Annotated in this window: 15 protein-coding genes; 7 read left to right on the top strand and 8 right to left on the bottom strand. The window is 46.4% G+C overall.

The annotated features are described in order from the left end of the window. A complete protein-coding gene (locus NDI33_RS08725) occupies positions 1 to 330 on the top strand; it encodes a YnfA family protein (protein ID WP_190673697.1) in 330 nt (109 codons plus the stop codon). A gap of 52 nt (positions 331 to 382) precedes the next feature. Here the strand turns inward: NDI33_RS08725 and NDI33_RS08720 are convergent, their stop codons facing one another. Continuing rightward, entirely contained in the window at positions 383 to 1,342 is a 960-nt protein-coding gene (locus tag NDI33_RS08720; RefSeq protein WP_190414704.1) for an isoaspartyl peptidase/L-asparaginase, read from the bottom strand. A gap of 106 nt (positions 1,343 to 1,448) precedes the next feature. Continuing rightward, complete coding sequence (locus NDI33_RS08715) at positions 1,449 to 1,610, bottom strand: DUF2256 domain-containing protein (RefSeq protein WP_190414705.1); 162 nt, start codon at positions 1,608 to 1,610, stop codon at positions 1,449 to 1,451. A gap of 113 nt (positions 1,611 to 1,723) precedes the next feature. On the opposite strand from NDI33_RS08715, the gene NDI33_RS08710 reads away from it, so the two are divergent. Together NDI33_RS08710 and NDI33_RS08705 are read left to right on the top strand one after the other, a co-directional pair. After that, positions 1,724 to 2,557 carry an RNA methyltransferase gene (locus NDI33_RS08710; RefSeq protein WP_190414706.1) on the top strand — a complete coding sequence of 278 codons (834 nt, stop codon included), beginning with the start codon at positions 1,724 to 1,726 and terminating at the stop codon, positions 2,555 to 2,557. Between the two features lie 199 nt (positions 2,558 to 2,756). Continuing rightward, on the top strand, positions 2,757 to 4,568 hold the full coding sequence (locus tag NDI33_RS08705; protein WP_339380339.1) for a serine hydrolase: 1,812 nt from the start codon (positions 2,757 to 2,759) through the stop codon (positions 4,566 to 4,568). 596 nt (positions 4,569 to 5,164) lie between these two features. Here the strand turns inward: NDI33_RS08705 and NDI33_RS08700 are convergent. Further along, a complete protein-coding gene (locus NDI33_RS08700) occupies positions 5,165 to 5,296 on the bottom strand; it encodes a Ycf66 family protein (RefSeq protein ID WP_242028904.1) in 132 nt (43 codons plus the stop codon). A gap of 385 nt (positions 5,297 to 5,681) precedes the next feature. Here NDI33_RS08700 and NDI33_RS08695 point away from each other — a divergent pair, with 385 nt between their 5' ends. Together NDI33_RS08695 and NDI33_RS08690 are read left to right on the top strand one after the other, a co-directional pair. Continuing rightward, positions 5,682 to 7,139: a RecQ family ATP-dependent DNA helicase gene (locus NDI33_RS08695; RefSeq protein WP_190673800.1), complete on the top strand. Its 1,458-nt coding sequence runs from the start codon at positions 5,682 to 5,684 to the stop codon at positions 7,137 to 7,139. Positions 7,140 to 7,218: 79 nt separating this feature from the next. Continuing rightward, positions 7,219 to 7,761 (top strand): GNAT family N-acetyltransferase, encoded by a 543-nt coding sequence (locus tag NDI33_RS08690; RefSeq protein ID WP_190673691.1) that lies wholly within the window; start codon positions 7,219 to 7,221, stop codon positions 7,759 to 7,761. 280 nt (positions 7,762 to 8,041) lie between these two features. On the opposite strand, the gene NDI33_RS08685 is transcribed toward NDI33_RS08690, so the two are convergent. Then, on the bottom strand, positions 8,042 to 8,209 hold the full coding sequence (locus NDI33_RS08685; RefSeq protein ID WP_190673688.1) for a hypothetical protein: 168 nt from the start codon (positions 8,207 to 8,209) through the stop codon (positions 8,042 to 8,044). 7 nt (positions 8,210 to 8,216) lie between these two features. After that, positions 8,217 to 8,306 (bottom strand): cytochrome b6-f complex subunit PetN, encoded by a 90-nt coding sequence (petN, locus tag NDI33_RS08680; RefSeq protein ID WP_190430645.1) that lies wholly within the window; start codon positions 8,304 to 8,306, stop codon positions 8,217 to 8,219. A 149-nt stretch (positions 8,307 to 8,455) separates the two neighbouring features. On the opposite strand from petN, the gene NDI33_RS08675 reads away from it, so the two are divergent. Then, entirely contained in the window at positions 8,456 to 8,899 is a 444-nt protein-coding gene (locus NDI33_RS08675) for a hypothetical protein (RefSeq protein ID WP_190673685.1), read from the top strand. Here the strand turns inward: NDI33_RS08675 and NDI33_RS08670 are convergent. Both NDI33_RS08670 and NDI33_RS08665 read right to left on the bottom strand, forming a co-directional pair. Next, the gene (locus tag NDI33_RS08670; RefSeq protein ID WP_190430646.1) at positions 8,886 to 9,563 is read right to left on the bottom strand and encodes an SDR family oxidoreductase; all 678 of its coding nucleotides are present in this window, start codon (positions 9,561 to 9,563) and stop codon (positions 8,886 to 8,888) included. The genes NDI33_RS08675 and NDI33_RS08670 overlap by 14 nt on opposite strands. Positions 9,564 to 9,664: 101 nt before the next feature. Further along, the gene (locus NDI33_RS08665; RefSeq protein ID WP_190430647.1) at positions 9,665 to 10,291 is read right to left on the bottom strand and encodes a class I SAM-dependent methyltransferase; all 627 of its coding nucleotides are present in this window, start codon (positions 10,289 to 10,291) and stop codon (positions 9,665 to 9,667) included. A 78-nt stretch (positions 10,292 to 10,369) separates the two neighbouring features. On the opposite strand from NDI33_RS08665, the gene NDI33_RS08660 reads away from it, so the two are divergent. Then, positions 10,370 to 11,071: a class I SAM-dependent methyltransferase gene (locus NDI33_RS08660; protein WP_190673682.1), complete on the top strand. Its 702-nt coding sequence runs from the start codon at positions 10,370 to 10,372 to the stop codon at positions 11,069 to 11,071. Positions 11,072 to 11,139: 68 nt separating this feature from the next. On the opposite strand, the gene NDI33_RS08655 is transcribed toward NDI33_RS08660, so the two are convergent. Beyond that, a complete protein-coding gene (locus NDI33_RS08655) occupies positions 11,140 to 12,252 on the bottom strand; it encodes an acyltransferase (RefSeq protein ID WP_348245630.1) in 1,113 nt (370 codons plus the stop codon). Positions 12,253 to 12,476 lie beyond the last annotated feature (224 nt).

Below are 12,476 nucleotides of genomic sequence, written 5' to 3'. Positions count from 1 at the left end.
ATGCCAGTTATCAAGTCTGTATTCTATTTCGTCTTAGCCGGGTTATGCGAAATAGGTGGAGGATATCTGATATGGCTTTGGCTGCGGGAAAATAAGAGTATTTGGTTTGCTTTCTTAGGAGCGATCGCAATGATTCTCTACGGAATCATTGCGACGCTGCAACCTGCCAATTTTGCGAGAGTTTATGCAGCTTATGGAGGTGTCTTCATCGTTCTTTCTATTCTTTGGGGATGGCAGGTAGATAAGATAGCTCCAGACAAATTTGACTTGTTAGGAGGTTGGATTGCTCTGCTTGGCACGCTGGTCGTTATGTATGCGCCTAGGGGTTAATATTTTTACACCCTAACTGCAAGCAGGCTGCAACCTGCCACCCTACTTGCACTTAAGAAATGAAGCCGGATAGGGTGTCACCCGTCCATTCCAAGGTATCGCCCATCTGTTCGCCAGTGTGAAAAGCAGCGAGGAGGACTTCGCTCGTTTTCCCAAATGCGATCGCTCCGGTTGCATCAATCCCAATCGCCCCAAAATCCCGCTGACGCCCACGCGCTTCCGTAAAGGAGCGCTCGAAGGCATCTGCAAGAGACAAACCATCCGTCACCCGCACCACAATCCGCGCTGCCAGACATTCATCAATAATGTCTTCTCCAATTCCCGTACAGCTAATTGCCGCTTGAGCGGTGGCGTAGTTCCCCGCAGGCATTGCGGAATCGCTGACTCGACCAATCCGCTCGAAACCCTTGCCTCCCGTCGAAGTGCCTGCGGCTAAATTTCCCTGACCGTCCAAAACCACAACTCCAATCGTGCCGCGTCCAGCCTCTGGGTCATCCACCAGCTCTTTTTCCGCTACCACCCCAGCGGCTTCTTTAATAAAATTCTCGCTCCGCTCTTGCAGCCACTCTTGCAAGCGAATCTCGATCATCGGATTGTAAATCGGAACCTGCAATTCCCGCACGAGTTCTGCCGACCCGTAATCTGATAGCACGCGATCGGGTGAAGCTTGTAAAGCTTGGGCCAGATCGATGGGATGTTGAATGCGGGATACATTAATCACGCCACTCAAGCGCTGAAATGCCCCATCCATCAGGGAGGCACTCATGCGAATTTGACCATCTGATTGCAGTACCGAACCTGTTCCCGCATTAAAGCGGGGATCGTCCTCCATCAAGTGGCAACCATGTACCACTGCTGCTTGGGCAGTTGCTCCTGCCAAAAGCAGGGTATAAACTTCTTCCACGACTTTGTAGAGTGATTTGCGGACTGCGTCAGCCCCCTCTTGACTTTTGAGGGCGCTACCGGCACCACCGTGAATAATCACCTTGGGTTGCACCTGATTGAGTGACATATTTCAATCCTTTGTAATTTTTAATAAATACCAAGACTCAGCCTTGATTTCAGATTTTAGATTTGTGATGTTTTCAATCCAGTATCGAAAATCTAAACTTGGGCTTTTACGCGGACTCATTAGCTTGGTTGCGGCGGCGGCGACAGCGCTCCGAACAGTATTTCACATCATCCCAACAATCAGCCCATTTTTTGCGCCAGGTAAAGGGACGCTGACATACCGGGCAAATTTTGCTGGGTAAGTCGGACTTGGATCGAACGCGCTTCATGTTAATTTGACGGTACATTACCAATATTCAATTTTACGAAATAGATCGGAAGTCAGGTAATTATGTCCGCCCATAGAGAGATGCGCTTTTAGACTATTTTATTCTTTTTACTTATGGATGAGACTAGATTAGCTAAGGTGCGGATTGTATTGGTAGAGCCAGCAGGCCCGCTGAACGTAGGTTCTGTGGCTCGCGCGATGAAAAATATGGGGTTGCGGCAGTTGGTACTGGTGAATCCCCAATGCGATCGCCTCTCGAAAGAAGCAACGGATATGGCAGTTCATGCCATAGACGTCCTGGAATCGGCTCAGGTAGTCGCGACGATCCCAGAGGCATTACAAGGGTGCGTGAAAGCGATCGCCACCACTACCCGCTCCCGAACGTTAGACACACCGCTAGAAAATCCCAGAATCGCTTTACCTTGGTTGCTGGAAGAACCGCTGCCATCAGCCTTGCTCTTTGGCCCAGAAGATCGCGGGTTAAGTAATGTGGAATTAAACTATGCTCAGCGATTTGTACGCATTACCACGAATCCGGAGTATCCTTCATTAAATCTGGCTCAAGCAGTTGGGATTTGTTGTTACGAGCTTTACCAAAATTGGTCAGCACTCAGCAGTCAGTCGCAAACTACTGACAATCAACAGTACGGGCATGGCAGTACCGTGCCTCTCCCAACTGAAAACCCACAACTGACCATTGACCCTGCCTCATTAGAAGTTTTGGAGGGGTATTATCAACAGATGGAAGCCGTGTTATTAAAAATGGGTTATCTCTATCCCCACACCGCTGGCAGCCGTATGGAAAAATTCCGGCGTCTGTTCAATCGAGCCAATCCCAGCAAAGCAGAAGTGGCAATGCTCCGAGGCATTTTCAGCCAGATGGACTGGGCGCTACAATTTTTGCCACATTCTGTTGCTAATGAACCAGAGCAGCAAGACGCACCATAAAATAAGCAAAAGTTGCTAGGAACGTTAACGTTAACGCTCTTTTGTCCGTTAGCGGTGTTGCGATACGCAAAAGCATTCGTTCCCTGATGCAAGTGATAGACCCTGGAAAAGTAAAGCCAAGGCTTAGCCGGTACAGTGGTTAGTCACTCTTTTTAACAGCTAACAATTAACAATAACCATAGTGGTGGAGGAGTTAGGAGTGACTCAGCAGTCTGAAACTCAGTCAGTTGTGTCAGCGGTATCAGGAGGAAGTACGTTAAAAGATAATGGGCAAAGCCCAAATAGTTCATCCTCACCGAACCAACACAATCGTTCTGACATCCGCGAACGTCGGCGGGAGCAACAAAAAAGACAACCCGCGTCGCGGAATCGACGCGACGCACTCAAAACTACACCCTTGAGCGTGAGCCGTGAAGTGGCTGCGACGCCGCGAGGAAAGAATCAAAGTTCAGCAAGGATGGGTTTCGGTTTGAAAAATGCGCCCCTAGACACAGAACAAAAAAAATCTTCTCCGTCCCTACGTACTCGAAACTCCTCCCGCGCCAGTCTGTCACTGCGGCAGGTGCAGTCAAATTCTGCTCCCAATCGTTCCTTAAGATCCACCACGCCAATGAGGAAATCACTCTCGCGATTCGCTTCCGATGTGAATCAGGGAAGGCAAGGGATAGAAGCACCTGCACCCCAAACAAGCCGCCGAGATCGCTCGCGTCAAGGCGGTTCAATCCCCAATCAAAGTCTGCGCGAGGCAGTGCGCCCTTACCCCGTCCCGTCACAGGGGAATGTGAGGCGCTTCCAGAAACGCCCTCCTGCCCAGCCAGCTCAGCCCACAGGCACGCATAAGAGCGGGGGAACTTTACCTCAGCGCCGGACGCGATCGCCCGGACGCCCGGTTTCTCCCTGGCTGTACGGTGCGCGTCTGCTCATCTTGGGAGTGGGAATTGGTGCGATCGCGGGAACTGTTTTATCTGCTTGGGACCCGGCAACCCGCCAGCTAGCAGGCGCTGCTAACAAGGATTCCGCCCTCCATCAGCAGTCAGCAGTCGGGGCGATTGGTCAAGCGCCGGGACAAAAATCACCAGCTCAAGCTGACGCGGCGATGGGTACGGCGGCGGGTACTTCTGTTCTGACGCTGAATCAAGAAATCCCAGCGCTGAAAGCACACGTACAGGCGCTGGTGACACAAAATTCCAAATTAAATCCAGGCGTCTTTTTAGTAGAGTTGGAGACGGGTGCCTATCTCGACTTTTCGGGTAGCGAAATCTTCCCAGCTGCTAGCACCATTAAAGTGCCAATTCTCGTCGCCTTTTTCCAAGATGTGGATGCTGGAAAAATTCGTCTGGATGAACCGTTAACGTTAGAGAAAAATCTGATGGGTTCTGGTTCCGGCGATTTGCAGTACAAAAAGCCAGGGACAAAGTACACCGCCCTAGAGGTGGCAACTAAGATGATTGCGATTAGTGACAACACCGCTACCAATATGCTGATTCAGCGTTTGGGCGGTGCTGAGGCGCTGAATCAGCGGTTCCAATCTTGGGGATTGACGTCAACTGTTATCCACAACGCCCTACCGGACTTGGAAGGAACGAACACTACGAGTCCTAAGGAGTTGGCGACAGTGATGGCAATGGTCAATCAAGGCAATGTGGTCTCGGTGCCATCGCGCGATCGCATCTTGCATATCATGCAACAAACGGTAACAGATTCGTTGCTGCCACGGGGACTGGGGAAAGGCGCTAACATCGCCCACAAAACCGGCGATATCGGCTCCTTGATCGCAGACGTTGGCTTGATTGATATGCCCACTGGCAAGCGCTACATTGCCGCTGTGATGGTGCAACGCCCCCACAATGACGCTAAGGCATCAGAGTTGATTCGCCAGATATCTCGTACCGCTTATCAACACTTCAACCAACCGGCGACACCACCCAGTTCGACGGAAGCGCCATCAGGCATCTCTAGCCCAATTCCCAAGCCGATTACGGCGGGAAATCCTACCAGTTTTATTAATTAGCTGAAGTTAGGCAGATTGGTAAAAATAAACTGAATTTGTTGGGAATAGTAATGGGTAATTGATCGCCGGGAATTTTCAACAGTTAGCATTACTTGCAACTGACCACAAATAGGAGGGTAGCTCACCGAACTGTGCTACCCTCCAACTCTTATTACCTTTTTTACATGAAAAACGTAGTTATGTTTAATTAGGTTTATTAGGGGGAGATAAAAGAGCGATCGCTCTGAAGAATTACCACTCTTTCACCGGACACTCTTCTTAATTTATCTACGTCGCTCTATCCGCTCAAGTACAATATCTTTCAGTATCATATAAAGGATTAATAAAAATAAAAGAAATTGCCCAAATTGTAAAACTGGATTTAAACGCCAACCTTGCAAAAATAAAATTATCCCGGAAATTAGCAGCAAACTTCTTATAATTGCAGATACAAATTTATCTAATTTTAAAACTGAGGCACTCAAGTTATTTCTTCATCCGGATGCTGCACCTTTAATTAAACTTAGATAGGTTATAGCTAGAATAATATATATTATCCCTAAAATCGATGCTGAATTTAAACCAAAATTTATCATTTCATTAACTCCTTTCTAATTTTAAATAAAATCACTATAAATATCTTTGATAATTATGCAAATAATGACCCCTGTTAAAAGAAATTGTACAAACTGAAGGATTGGGTCTAAACGCCAACCTTGAGAAAATAAAATAAAGCCACACGAGAACATTATTACTGGTAAAAATACGATTTGAATAACATAAACAATTAGGGACAAAACACTCGTTTATCTTGAACGTTTAATTATTAAAATAATAGCTATTGTCGGATAAATTCAACCGATAATCCAATAAATTAAACCAAGTAACGAGGCTAAATTTAAACCGTAGTTAACCATTAAGCGCACTCCTTTTTAAGAAAAAGCTAAAATAAACTACGTCAGATTTTCCTAAAACTTAATATATCTTATTGCTAAGAGCAGACACTAGAAGCAATCCGATTTGAGCTGTAGATGCTAGCCCTTCAGATCCCCGACTTCTTTCTCGAAGTCGGGGATCTCTTATTCACGAATCATTTAGGATTGCTATAGAAGCGATCGCATCTACATACGAATGATGAATAATTCCGAAACAAAATCCTGGGAAGAAGTCCGCATCGCCTTCAAAAAAATCTGGGGATATGATGATTTTCGACCTCCACAAGGAGAAATTATTCGCAGCTTGTTGCAAAAGCAAGATGCCCTAATTGTGATGCCAACGGGCGGGGGAAAGTCGATTTGTTTTCAACTCCCGGCGCTTCTGCAAACGGGACTAACGTTAGTGATTTCGCCCTTGGTAGCGCTAATGGAAAATCAAGTGCAGGAATTGCGCGATCGCAAGTTACCCGCTGCCTTGTTGCATAGCGAAGTGCCGACTCACCAGCGACGGCAAACGCTGCAAACTCTGGAACATTTGAGATTATTGTACTTATCCCCAGAAACACTGCTGAGTGCCCAAGTTTGGGAAAAGTTGTGTCAACCAAAACTAAAAATTAACGGCTTAATTCTCGATGAAGCGCATTGCTTAGTGCAGTGGGGCGAGACATTTCGACCAACTTATCGACGACTGGGAGCGGTGCGACCGGCGCTGCTAAAATTAAAGCCATCTGGGACAAAAATCGCGATCGCTGCTTTCACCGCCACTGCCGATCCCGCAGCGCAGCAAACCATCCAACAAGTCTTACAACTTCAACAGCCAGCGGTTTTTAAAAATAGCCCCTATCGGCAAAATCTACACCTGAAAGTGCAAACCATTTGGACACCTAGAGGACGCCGCCAAGGGTTATTCAAGTTTATTCAGGAAAGACCCAAACAAGCAGGGTTAGTCTACGTCCGCACCAGGCGAGATAGCGAAGAATTAACTCAGTTACTGAGCGATCGCGGTTGTGCAACAGCAGCTTATCACGCGGGGCTGAGTCCAGAGGAACGCCGCTCAATTGAAGCAAGCTGGCTGAGCGATCAAATGCCTTTTGTGGTTTGTACGAGCGCCTTCGGGATGGGGATTAACAAAAGCAATGTTAGGTGGGTTGTTCATTTTCACTCGCCTTTACTACTTTCCGAGTACGTGCAGGAAGTAGGGAGAGCTGGACGAGATGGTAAATTATCTGAAGCTTTAACCTTGGTGAGCGAACGGACGGGGTGGCTGAACCCGGAGGATAAGCAAAGACGGGAATTTTTTGCGGGAAAGATGCGATCGCAATATCAAGAAGCTCAGCAACTCGCATCCAAACTCCCACCAAAAGGGGAAGTAACCGCCGTAACCAAACAGTTTCGAGACGGTGCTATAGCGCTTGCTCTCCTCCATAGTGCTGGACAATTGGAGTGGCAAGATCCCTTCAATTATGTTCGGCGTTCGGTTGGAAAATCTCGCTCTTTTGGGGAACTCAGTAGCCAGCAGCAGCAAGTTCAGTCCCAGATGGCGCAATACCTAAACACGCGACAGTGCCGTTGGCAGTTTTTGTTACAGGCTTTTGGCTTCACCCAAGAGGCAGCTGGCTGGCGATGCGGACACTGCGATAATTGCGCTCGACGCTAATCTTCGGAGTCTGTATCAGTTGTTAACCCGCTGCGAGCAACGTTGAAGATGAAGTAGGTTTTCACTTCGGAATTGAGTCATGTTTATTCAAACTCATCGTCTGCTGCTGCGGGAATTTACGGAAGCCGACTGGTCTGCCATTTTAGCCTATCAATCCACGCCAGCATATCAACGCTTTTATCCAGAGGTCGGGCGCACTGAGGCAGACGCTCGCGCCTTCGTTAATCGCTTCCTCCGGTGGCAGCAGGAAACGCCCCGATGGAGGTATCAATGGGCAGTCGTCCGGAGACAGGACGGACTGATTGGTAATTGCGGTATTCGCAAAAGCGATCGCGATGCCTCAGAAGCAGAAATTGGGTGTGAATTGGCTCCCGAACACTGGGGGCGAAATTATCCGGTTGAAATGAGTCGTCCGCTACTGCAATTTGGCTTTACAGAGCTTGGACTGCATCGCATTTATGCACACTGTATTGCTGAAAATAGAGGGGCGGTGTCATTGGTGCAGAAGCTTGGGATGACCGAAGAAGGTCGCTTGCGAGAGAATGTCAGCATCCGGGGACGGTGGTATGACACGCTCGTATACGGGATCTTGAAGCAGGAATGGGAGGCGATGGTTGAATAACACCGGAACACGGACTAAGTTAAACTTCTTGAGGCAAAAGTCTTTTCTTTCTTCTTCATGGCTAGAGCCAAGGGCTTGAAACCCTGTCTGCTGAGGATGCCAACTTCTTTTTTACTGAGTCCTCAGTCCTCAGTCCTCAGTCCTCAGTCCTCAGTCCTCAGTCCTCAGTCCTCAGTCCTCAGTCCTCAGTCCTCAGTCCTCAGCCCTCACTCCTGAAGACTTTTTCGCTCAAAAGGCAAAAGGCAAAAGTAAAAATTTTTACTTTTGCCTTTTATAGACCCTAGACTTTAGTTGAGCGACGACGAGAGGGCTTATTCTCTCGCTTCTCCCGATCTTGGCGACGGCGATCGCGCCATTCTATCAGCGTCAGATAGATAATGCCCCCAGAAACCACCGTTAACAGGGCGAAGGTAGAAAAAGCCAGAACAGTCAGAACAGAAGTTTCCACAATGCTTTTAGAAGCCGTTACGACCCCAAATGACCATTGAAATCGACCAAGTAAACAAAACCAAAACTGAAACCCAACCGAGACTCAAAATATCCATAGTTGTATGTAAAGATAAGTGCCCAATAATCACTCCAGCGCCTATCATAATTCAATTTGAGGCATCTATGGCAGACCTCGGCGAATGACGAGGTTGCCAAAAAAACCTTTAACTGAACTAGGAGCGATTTTCACAGGATATTGCACGAGATGGTTGATCGGCTTGAGCGAATAGAATCTATCAAGGCAGGAACTGTTGCTGCTTTGTCTTTTTTCCTGGGTTATGGCATTGCTACCCTGAGCAATATTCTCGTGCTGTCGGAGCAGTTTGAGACACTCGCCAATCTGAAAGTCACCAATAGCGTTCACTTTCTGGTGAGTATGGCGATCGCTCTTTTGAGCGGCTTTCTGTTTGGCGTCACCTACCGCTATATTATTCGAGAAGACCCTAACCCACACCTCAGGACTGGCGCAGTGTTTGCCTTTGGGTTGGTGCGGGGATTAGGGCAAGTGGAGGCTGGGTTAAATTTCCCCGATGCCTTCTGGTCGTTTGGGATTCTAGGAGGAGAGAGTATTTTGCTATTTGCGATCGCTCGTCTCCTCCTCGACTGGACAATTCAGCTAGGCTGGGTAAAACCGTTTAAGTCAAGCTAAATTCCGCAAACTCTGGTTGCCCATACATCATATTTCGGTCAACCGCTGAGAGGATTTTCTGGTTCGCAGCATCAGAATTAAGACACTGGCAAGTCAACTGCGCGACATCCGCGCGATGAATCGTCCCCGCAACTCGCGGATCTTCCGTCAAAACGCCATTGCCAGTTGCTGGTTCAGACTTCAATCCGCCGGGGCGGATAATAGTGTAAGTCAGTCCGCTGTCAATCAGATACTTCTCGGCTTTCTCCTTTTCAATTAACACTGGCTTCAGCGTTTCTAAAGCTTGTGGAGGGATAGCCCCGACACTATCTCCACTTCCAATCGAAGAAATGAGAATAAACTTTTTTACCCCTGCTTTCACAGCAGCGTCAATAAGATTTTTGTTCCCCAAAAAATCAGCTCTTTCGCCGTCTTTGGGTAAACCGCCGATGGTGCTAATCGCAGCATGAATCGGTTCATCTCCTAAGATTGCCTGCTCAACTTCGGCAACGTTTAAAGCATCTCCCATCACCCCTTTAATTCCCATCGCTTCCAATTCGGCAGCAGATGCTGGCGAGCGCAGTAGTGCCTTCACCTTCTGGTTTTCCTGTATTAAGTAGTTGGCAATTTCTCGACCCACGCCCCGACTTGCACCCGCCAGAAAAATATAGGATTCACTTGTCATCTTAAATTTCTTACTGTCCTAACTTGATATTTCATATTTTGCCGTAATTAGGGCGAAGAAAAAATGTAAAATTCCCAAAGCTATTCTTCAATTTTGCATTTTTAGTTTTTAATTTTTAATCTTCTCCTTGCTACCATCACCAGCCAAGATTGAGCTTCACAGGGCAATCCTGGGGGACGATAGTAGTGGTGGAGAATCTCAAAATCAGCTTGTTCTAGACAGGGTGCCAAAGTTTCATATTCCCACCCAGAAACAAAGCGATAGCCGGTTGGACGAACGCTATAGCCTTCGCTATCTCCACGACAAATAGAAATAATAATTGCACCGCCAGGAACCAGCGCTTGATGCAAATCCTTCAGCACTTTCACCATTTGGGAATGAGGAACGTGAAGTAGCGATGCATTCGCAAAAATCCCATCAAAGGTTTCTGGCGGCAGATCGAGATTGAAAAACGACTGCTGCCAAACCTCACAATCCGCAGCCTGTCGTGCCATTTCCACAAACGCAGGCGTTGCATCCAAGCCAATCACAGTATGCCCTTGGCGTTTGAATGCCAGCAAATCTCGTCCGGGACCACAGCCTAGATCGAGGATTTTACCCGGATTTTTAGGCATCGCCGCTACCAAGGCATCACGATTTTGGGAAACATCGTGATCCCAAGTGCCCTCCCGAAACGATTCTGCTGTCGCTTGGTACTCCGCAATTGTCAGTTGCTCGTGTTCCTGCATCCTTCGCCTTGCTCAAACCTAATAGAATCTTACTATTCTCTATTTCCTCGTATTCTCTCTACCTCTGTGGTTTAAATTATGTTTCCTGGAGAAGTATTCGCCAACACCGCTGATTTTGACACTGGGATTCGCCATCTGTTGCCACGCTATGACGAAATGCTAGATGCGATTGCCCTTTGTCTACCCTCTACAACCAAAGCTGTCCTAGAACTCGGCTGCGGCACCGGCGAACTCAGTTTAAAGATCCTCAAGCGTTGTCCTGATGCCCAACTGGTTGCTGTAGATTACTCTCCTCGGATGATTCAGTTTGCAAAAAAGAAAATCCACGCAGCAGGCTATGCAGACAGGTGGACGGGAATTGAAGCCGACTTCGGAGATTGGGCGAATCATGCGCTGGAACTGGGAGAAAGCTTTGATGCCTGTGTCTCATCCTTGGCAATTCACCATCTCAGCGATGAAATGAAGTTGAAATTATTTCAGCGGATTGGTGAAAGCCTCAATCCAGGCGGCGTCTTTTGGAACGCAGATCCCATCCTGCCGGAATCACCAGTGATGCAGGAAATTTACCAAACGGCGCGGGAAGAATGGACATTGCAGCAAGGAACAACGCTGGCAGAAATTCGCGACAAAATTGGTAAGAGCAATCCTCAAGGTTACTCTAGTCAAGATCAATTAGCGACTCTAACCTCCCACTTAAAAATGCTGAAAAATTCTGGGTTTACTACAGTGGCTATTCCTTGGAAATATTACGGTTTAGCCGTATTTGGCGGCTTTGTATGATAAGCTTTTAACCCCAATTTATGGTGGGAAATCCTTATCTAACTCTGTCAACGGTAGTAATCCCAATCCTACTGCTGTAATGCTTGAGTACCTTTCTTTGCCAAAATTGCTGAGGATAGGGCTGAACGCTTACTTAAAGAAAATAGGTAAGGAAATTTTATCTTTTTTGTTAGCTCATACAACAGGATTGGTAATATTAGACTAAAAATAGTTACCAGAATGATATGTAAAACCACATGATTGATGTGAAGACCTTTTTGGAGGAATATTCGAGTCGCTCCCATTGCTAACATATGAGCTAAATAGATGGGCATCGATAAAAAACCCAGGTAGCGAATAATATCTAATTTTTTTCTTTCTGCCAAGTAAAAGGATATTCCTAAAGTAAAGATGATTCCTCCAGATGCCATAAAAAATCTAGTTCCTGGTTGTTCGCTTAAACCAAATTGTAAAAGTGTCATTTGAAAGATGACAAATATCAGCGCGATCGCGCCAATTTGCTGCTTGTTCAATTTATACAAGGTACTCGGAATATTTCTCAAGTCGTTGTGCAACCAGCGTGCCACAGTTACCCCAACGACGAAAAACACAAACATACTCATGAATTTAGTCAGAATTTCGCTAGGCGCATAGGGATTCAGCAAGTAAATTAAAATAGAGAAAGAAAGCAATATATATAGATTGATAAATTTTCGAGCGATCGCAAAGACTAAATAAGACGCAAATAAAACATATAAGAACCAAAGAGTAATTAAAGGAATGGGGTTAAAAGCCATGTAAAATGGTAAATCTTTAAACTGCAATTTAATGGGATTATTCGTGTAGGTTGACATCAAAACCAAAATACTACCTTGGATAACAGACCAAAGTAAGTACGGATACACAATTGTATTGAATTTATCCCCCCAGAATTTCTTCTTACCCTTCAATAAGCTTTTTTCTACAAATAAACCGGAGAGAAAAAAGAAAAGTGGCATATGAAAGCTAGAAATAAAATTAAAAGAGTAATCATGAAATAAATCATGCATTCCCATTCCAGCATTTTTTAAATTGGTCAAAACATGGACATAGACAACTAAAATGATGCCGATGCCTTTGGCATAATCAATCCAGTCAAGTCTAGTGCATGATAACGGTTCCGGCTTGCTTGGTAAAATTTGTAATTCTTCGACAGGCTTCATAATCTTGGTAGTTCCCCTTAATTGCAGTGCTGCATAATTCATGGAACCAGCAATGCCTGTTTTATAAAGTCAAGGATATAGCTTCCGTAAAGACTACAGAAATCCGATATTTCCGTTGTCATGCTACGTGCAACTACTTTGCAAGTTCCGCAGCGAGCCAGACGAAAAAATCAACCCTTAGCTAGATTTGGGCAGACACACCTTCAGGTAGCAGCACTTCTAAA

Origin of the sequence: Trichocoleus sp. DQ-A1 (assembly GCF_039961955.1) — a bacterium.
In the GTDB taxonomy this organism is placed as follows: domain Bacteria; phylum Cyanobacteriota; class Cyanobacteriia; order Cyanobacteriales; family FACHB-T130; genus FACHB-T130.
This window is presented reverse-complemented; position numbering and strand designations above follow the sequence as displayed.

What these genes read in the sequence shown, in the direction of transcription:
- NDI33_RS08725 (WP_190673697.1), top strand. Translation starts at nt 1, where the DNA reads ATGCCAGTTATCAAGTCTGTATTCTATTTCGTCTTAGCCGGGTTATGC.
- NDI33_RS08720 (WP_190414704.1), bottom strand. Translation starts at nt 1,342, where the DNA reads ATGTCACTCAATCAGGTGCAACCCAAGGTGATTATTCACGGTGGTGCC.
- NDI33_RS08715 (WP_190414705.1), bottom strand. Translation starts at nt 1,610, where the DNA reads ATGAAGCGCGTTCGATCCAAGTCCGACTTACCCAGCAAAATTTGCCCG.
- NDI33_RS08710 (WP_190414706.1), top strand. Translation starts at nt 1,724, where the DNA reads ATGGATGAGACTAGATTAGCTAAGGTGCGGATTGTATTGGTAGAGCCA.
- NDI33_RS08700 (WP_242028904.1), bottom strand. Translation starts at nt 5,296, where the DNA reads ATGTTCTCGTGTGGCTTTATTTTATTTTCTCAAGGTTGGCGTTTAGAC.
- NDI33_RS08695 (WP_190673800.1), top strand. Translation starts at nt 5,682, where the DNA reads ATGAATAATTCCGAAACAAAATCCTGGGAAGAAGTCCGCATCGCCTTC.
- NDI33_RS08690 (WP_190673691.1), top strand. Translation starts at nt 7,219, where the DNA reads ATGTTTATTCAAACTCATCGTCTGCTGCTGCGGGAATTTACGGAAGCC.
- petN (WP_190430645.1), bottom strand. Translation starts at nt 8,306, where the DNA reads ATGGATATTTTGAGTCTCGGTTGGGTTTCAGTTTTGGTTTTGTTTACT.
- NDI33_RS08675 (WP_190673685.1), top strand. Translation starts at nt 8,456, where the DNA reads ATGGTTGATCGGCTTGAGCGAATAGAATCTATCAAGGCAGGAACTGTT.
- NDI33_RS08670 (WP_190430646.1), bottom strand. Translation starts at nt 9,563, where the DNA reads ATGACAAGTGAATCCTATATTTTTCTGGCGGGTGCAAGTCGGGGCGTG.
- NDI33_RS08665 (WP_190430647.1), bottom strand. Translation starts at nt 10,291, where the DNA reads ATGCAGGAACACGAGCAACTGACAATTGCGGAGTACCAAGCGACAGCA.
- NDI33_RS08660 (WP_190673682.1), top strand. Translation starts at nt 10,370, where the DNA reads ATGTTTCCTGGAGAAGTATTCGCCAACACCGCTGATTTTGACACTGGG.
- NDI33_RS08655 (WP_348245630.1), bottom strand. Translation starts at nt 12,252, where the DNA reads ATGAAGCCTGTCGAAGAATTACAAATTTTACCAAGCAAGCCGGAACCG.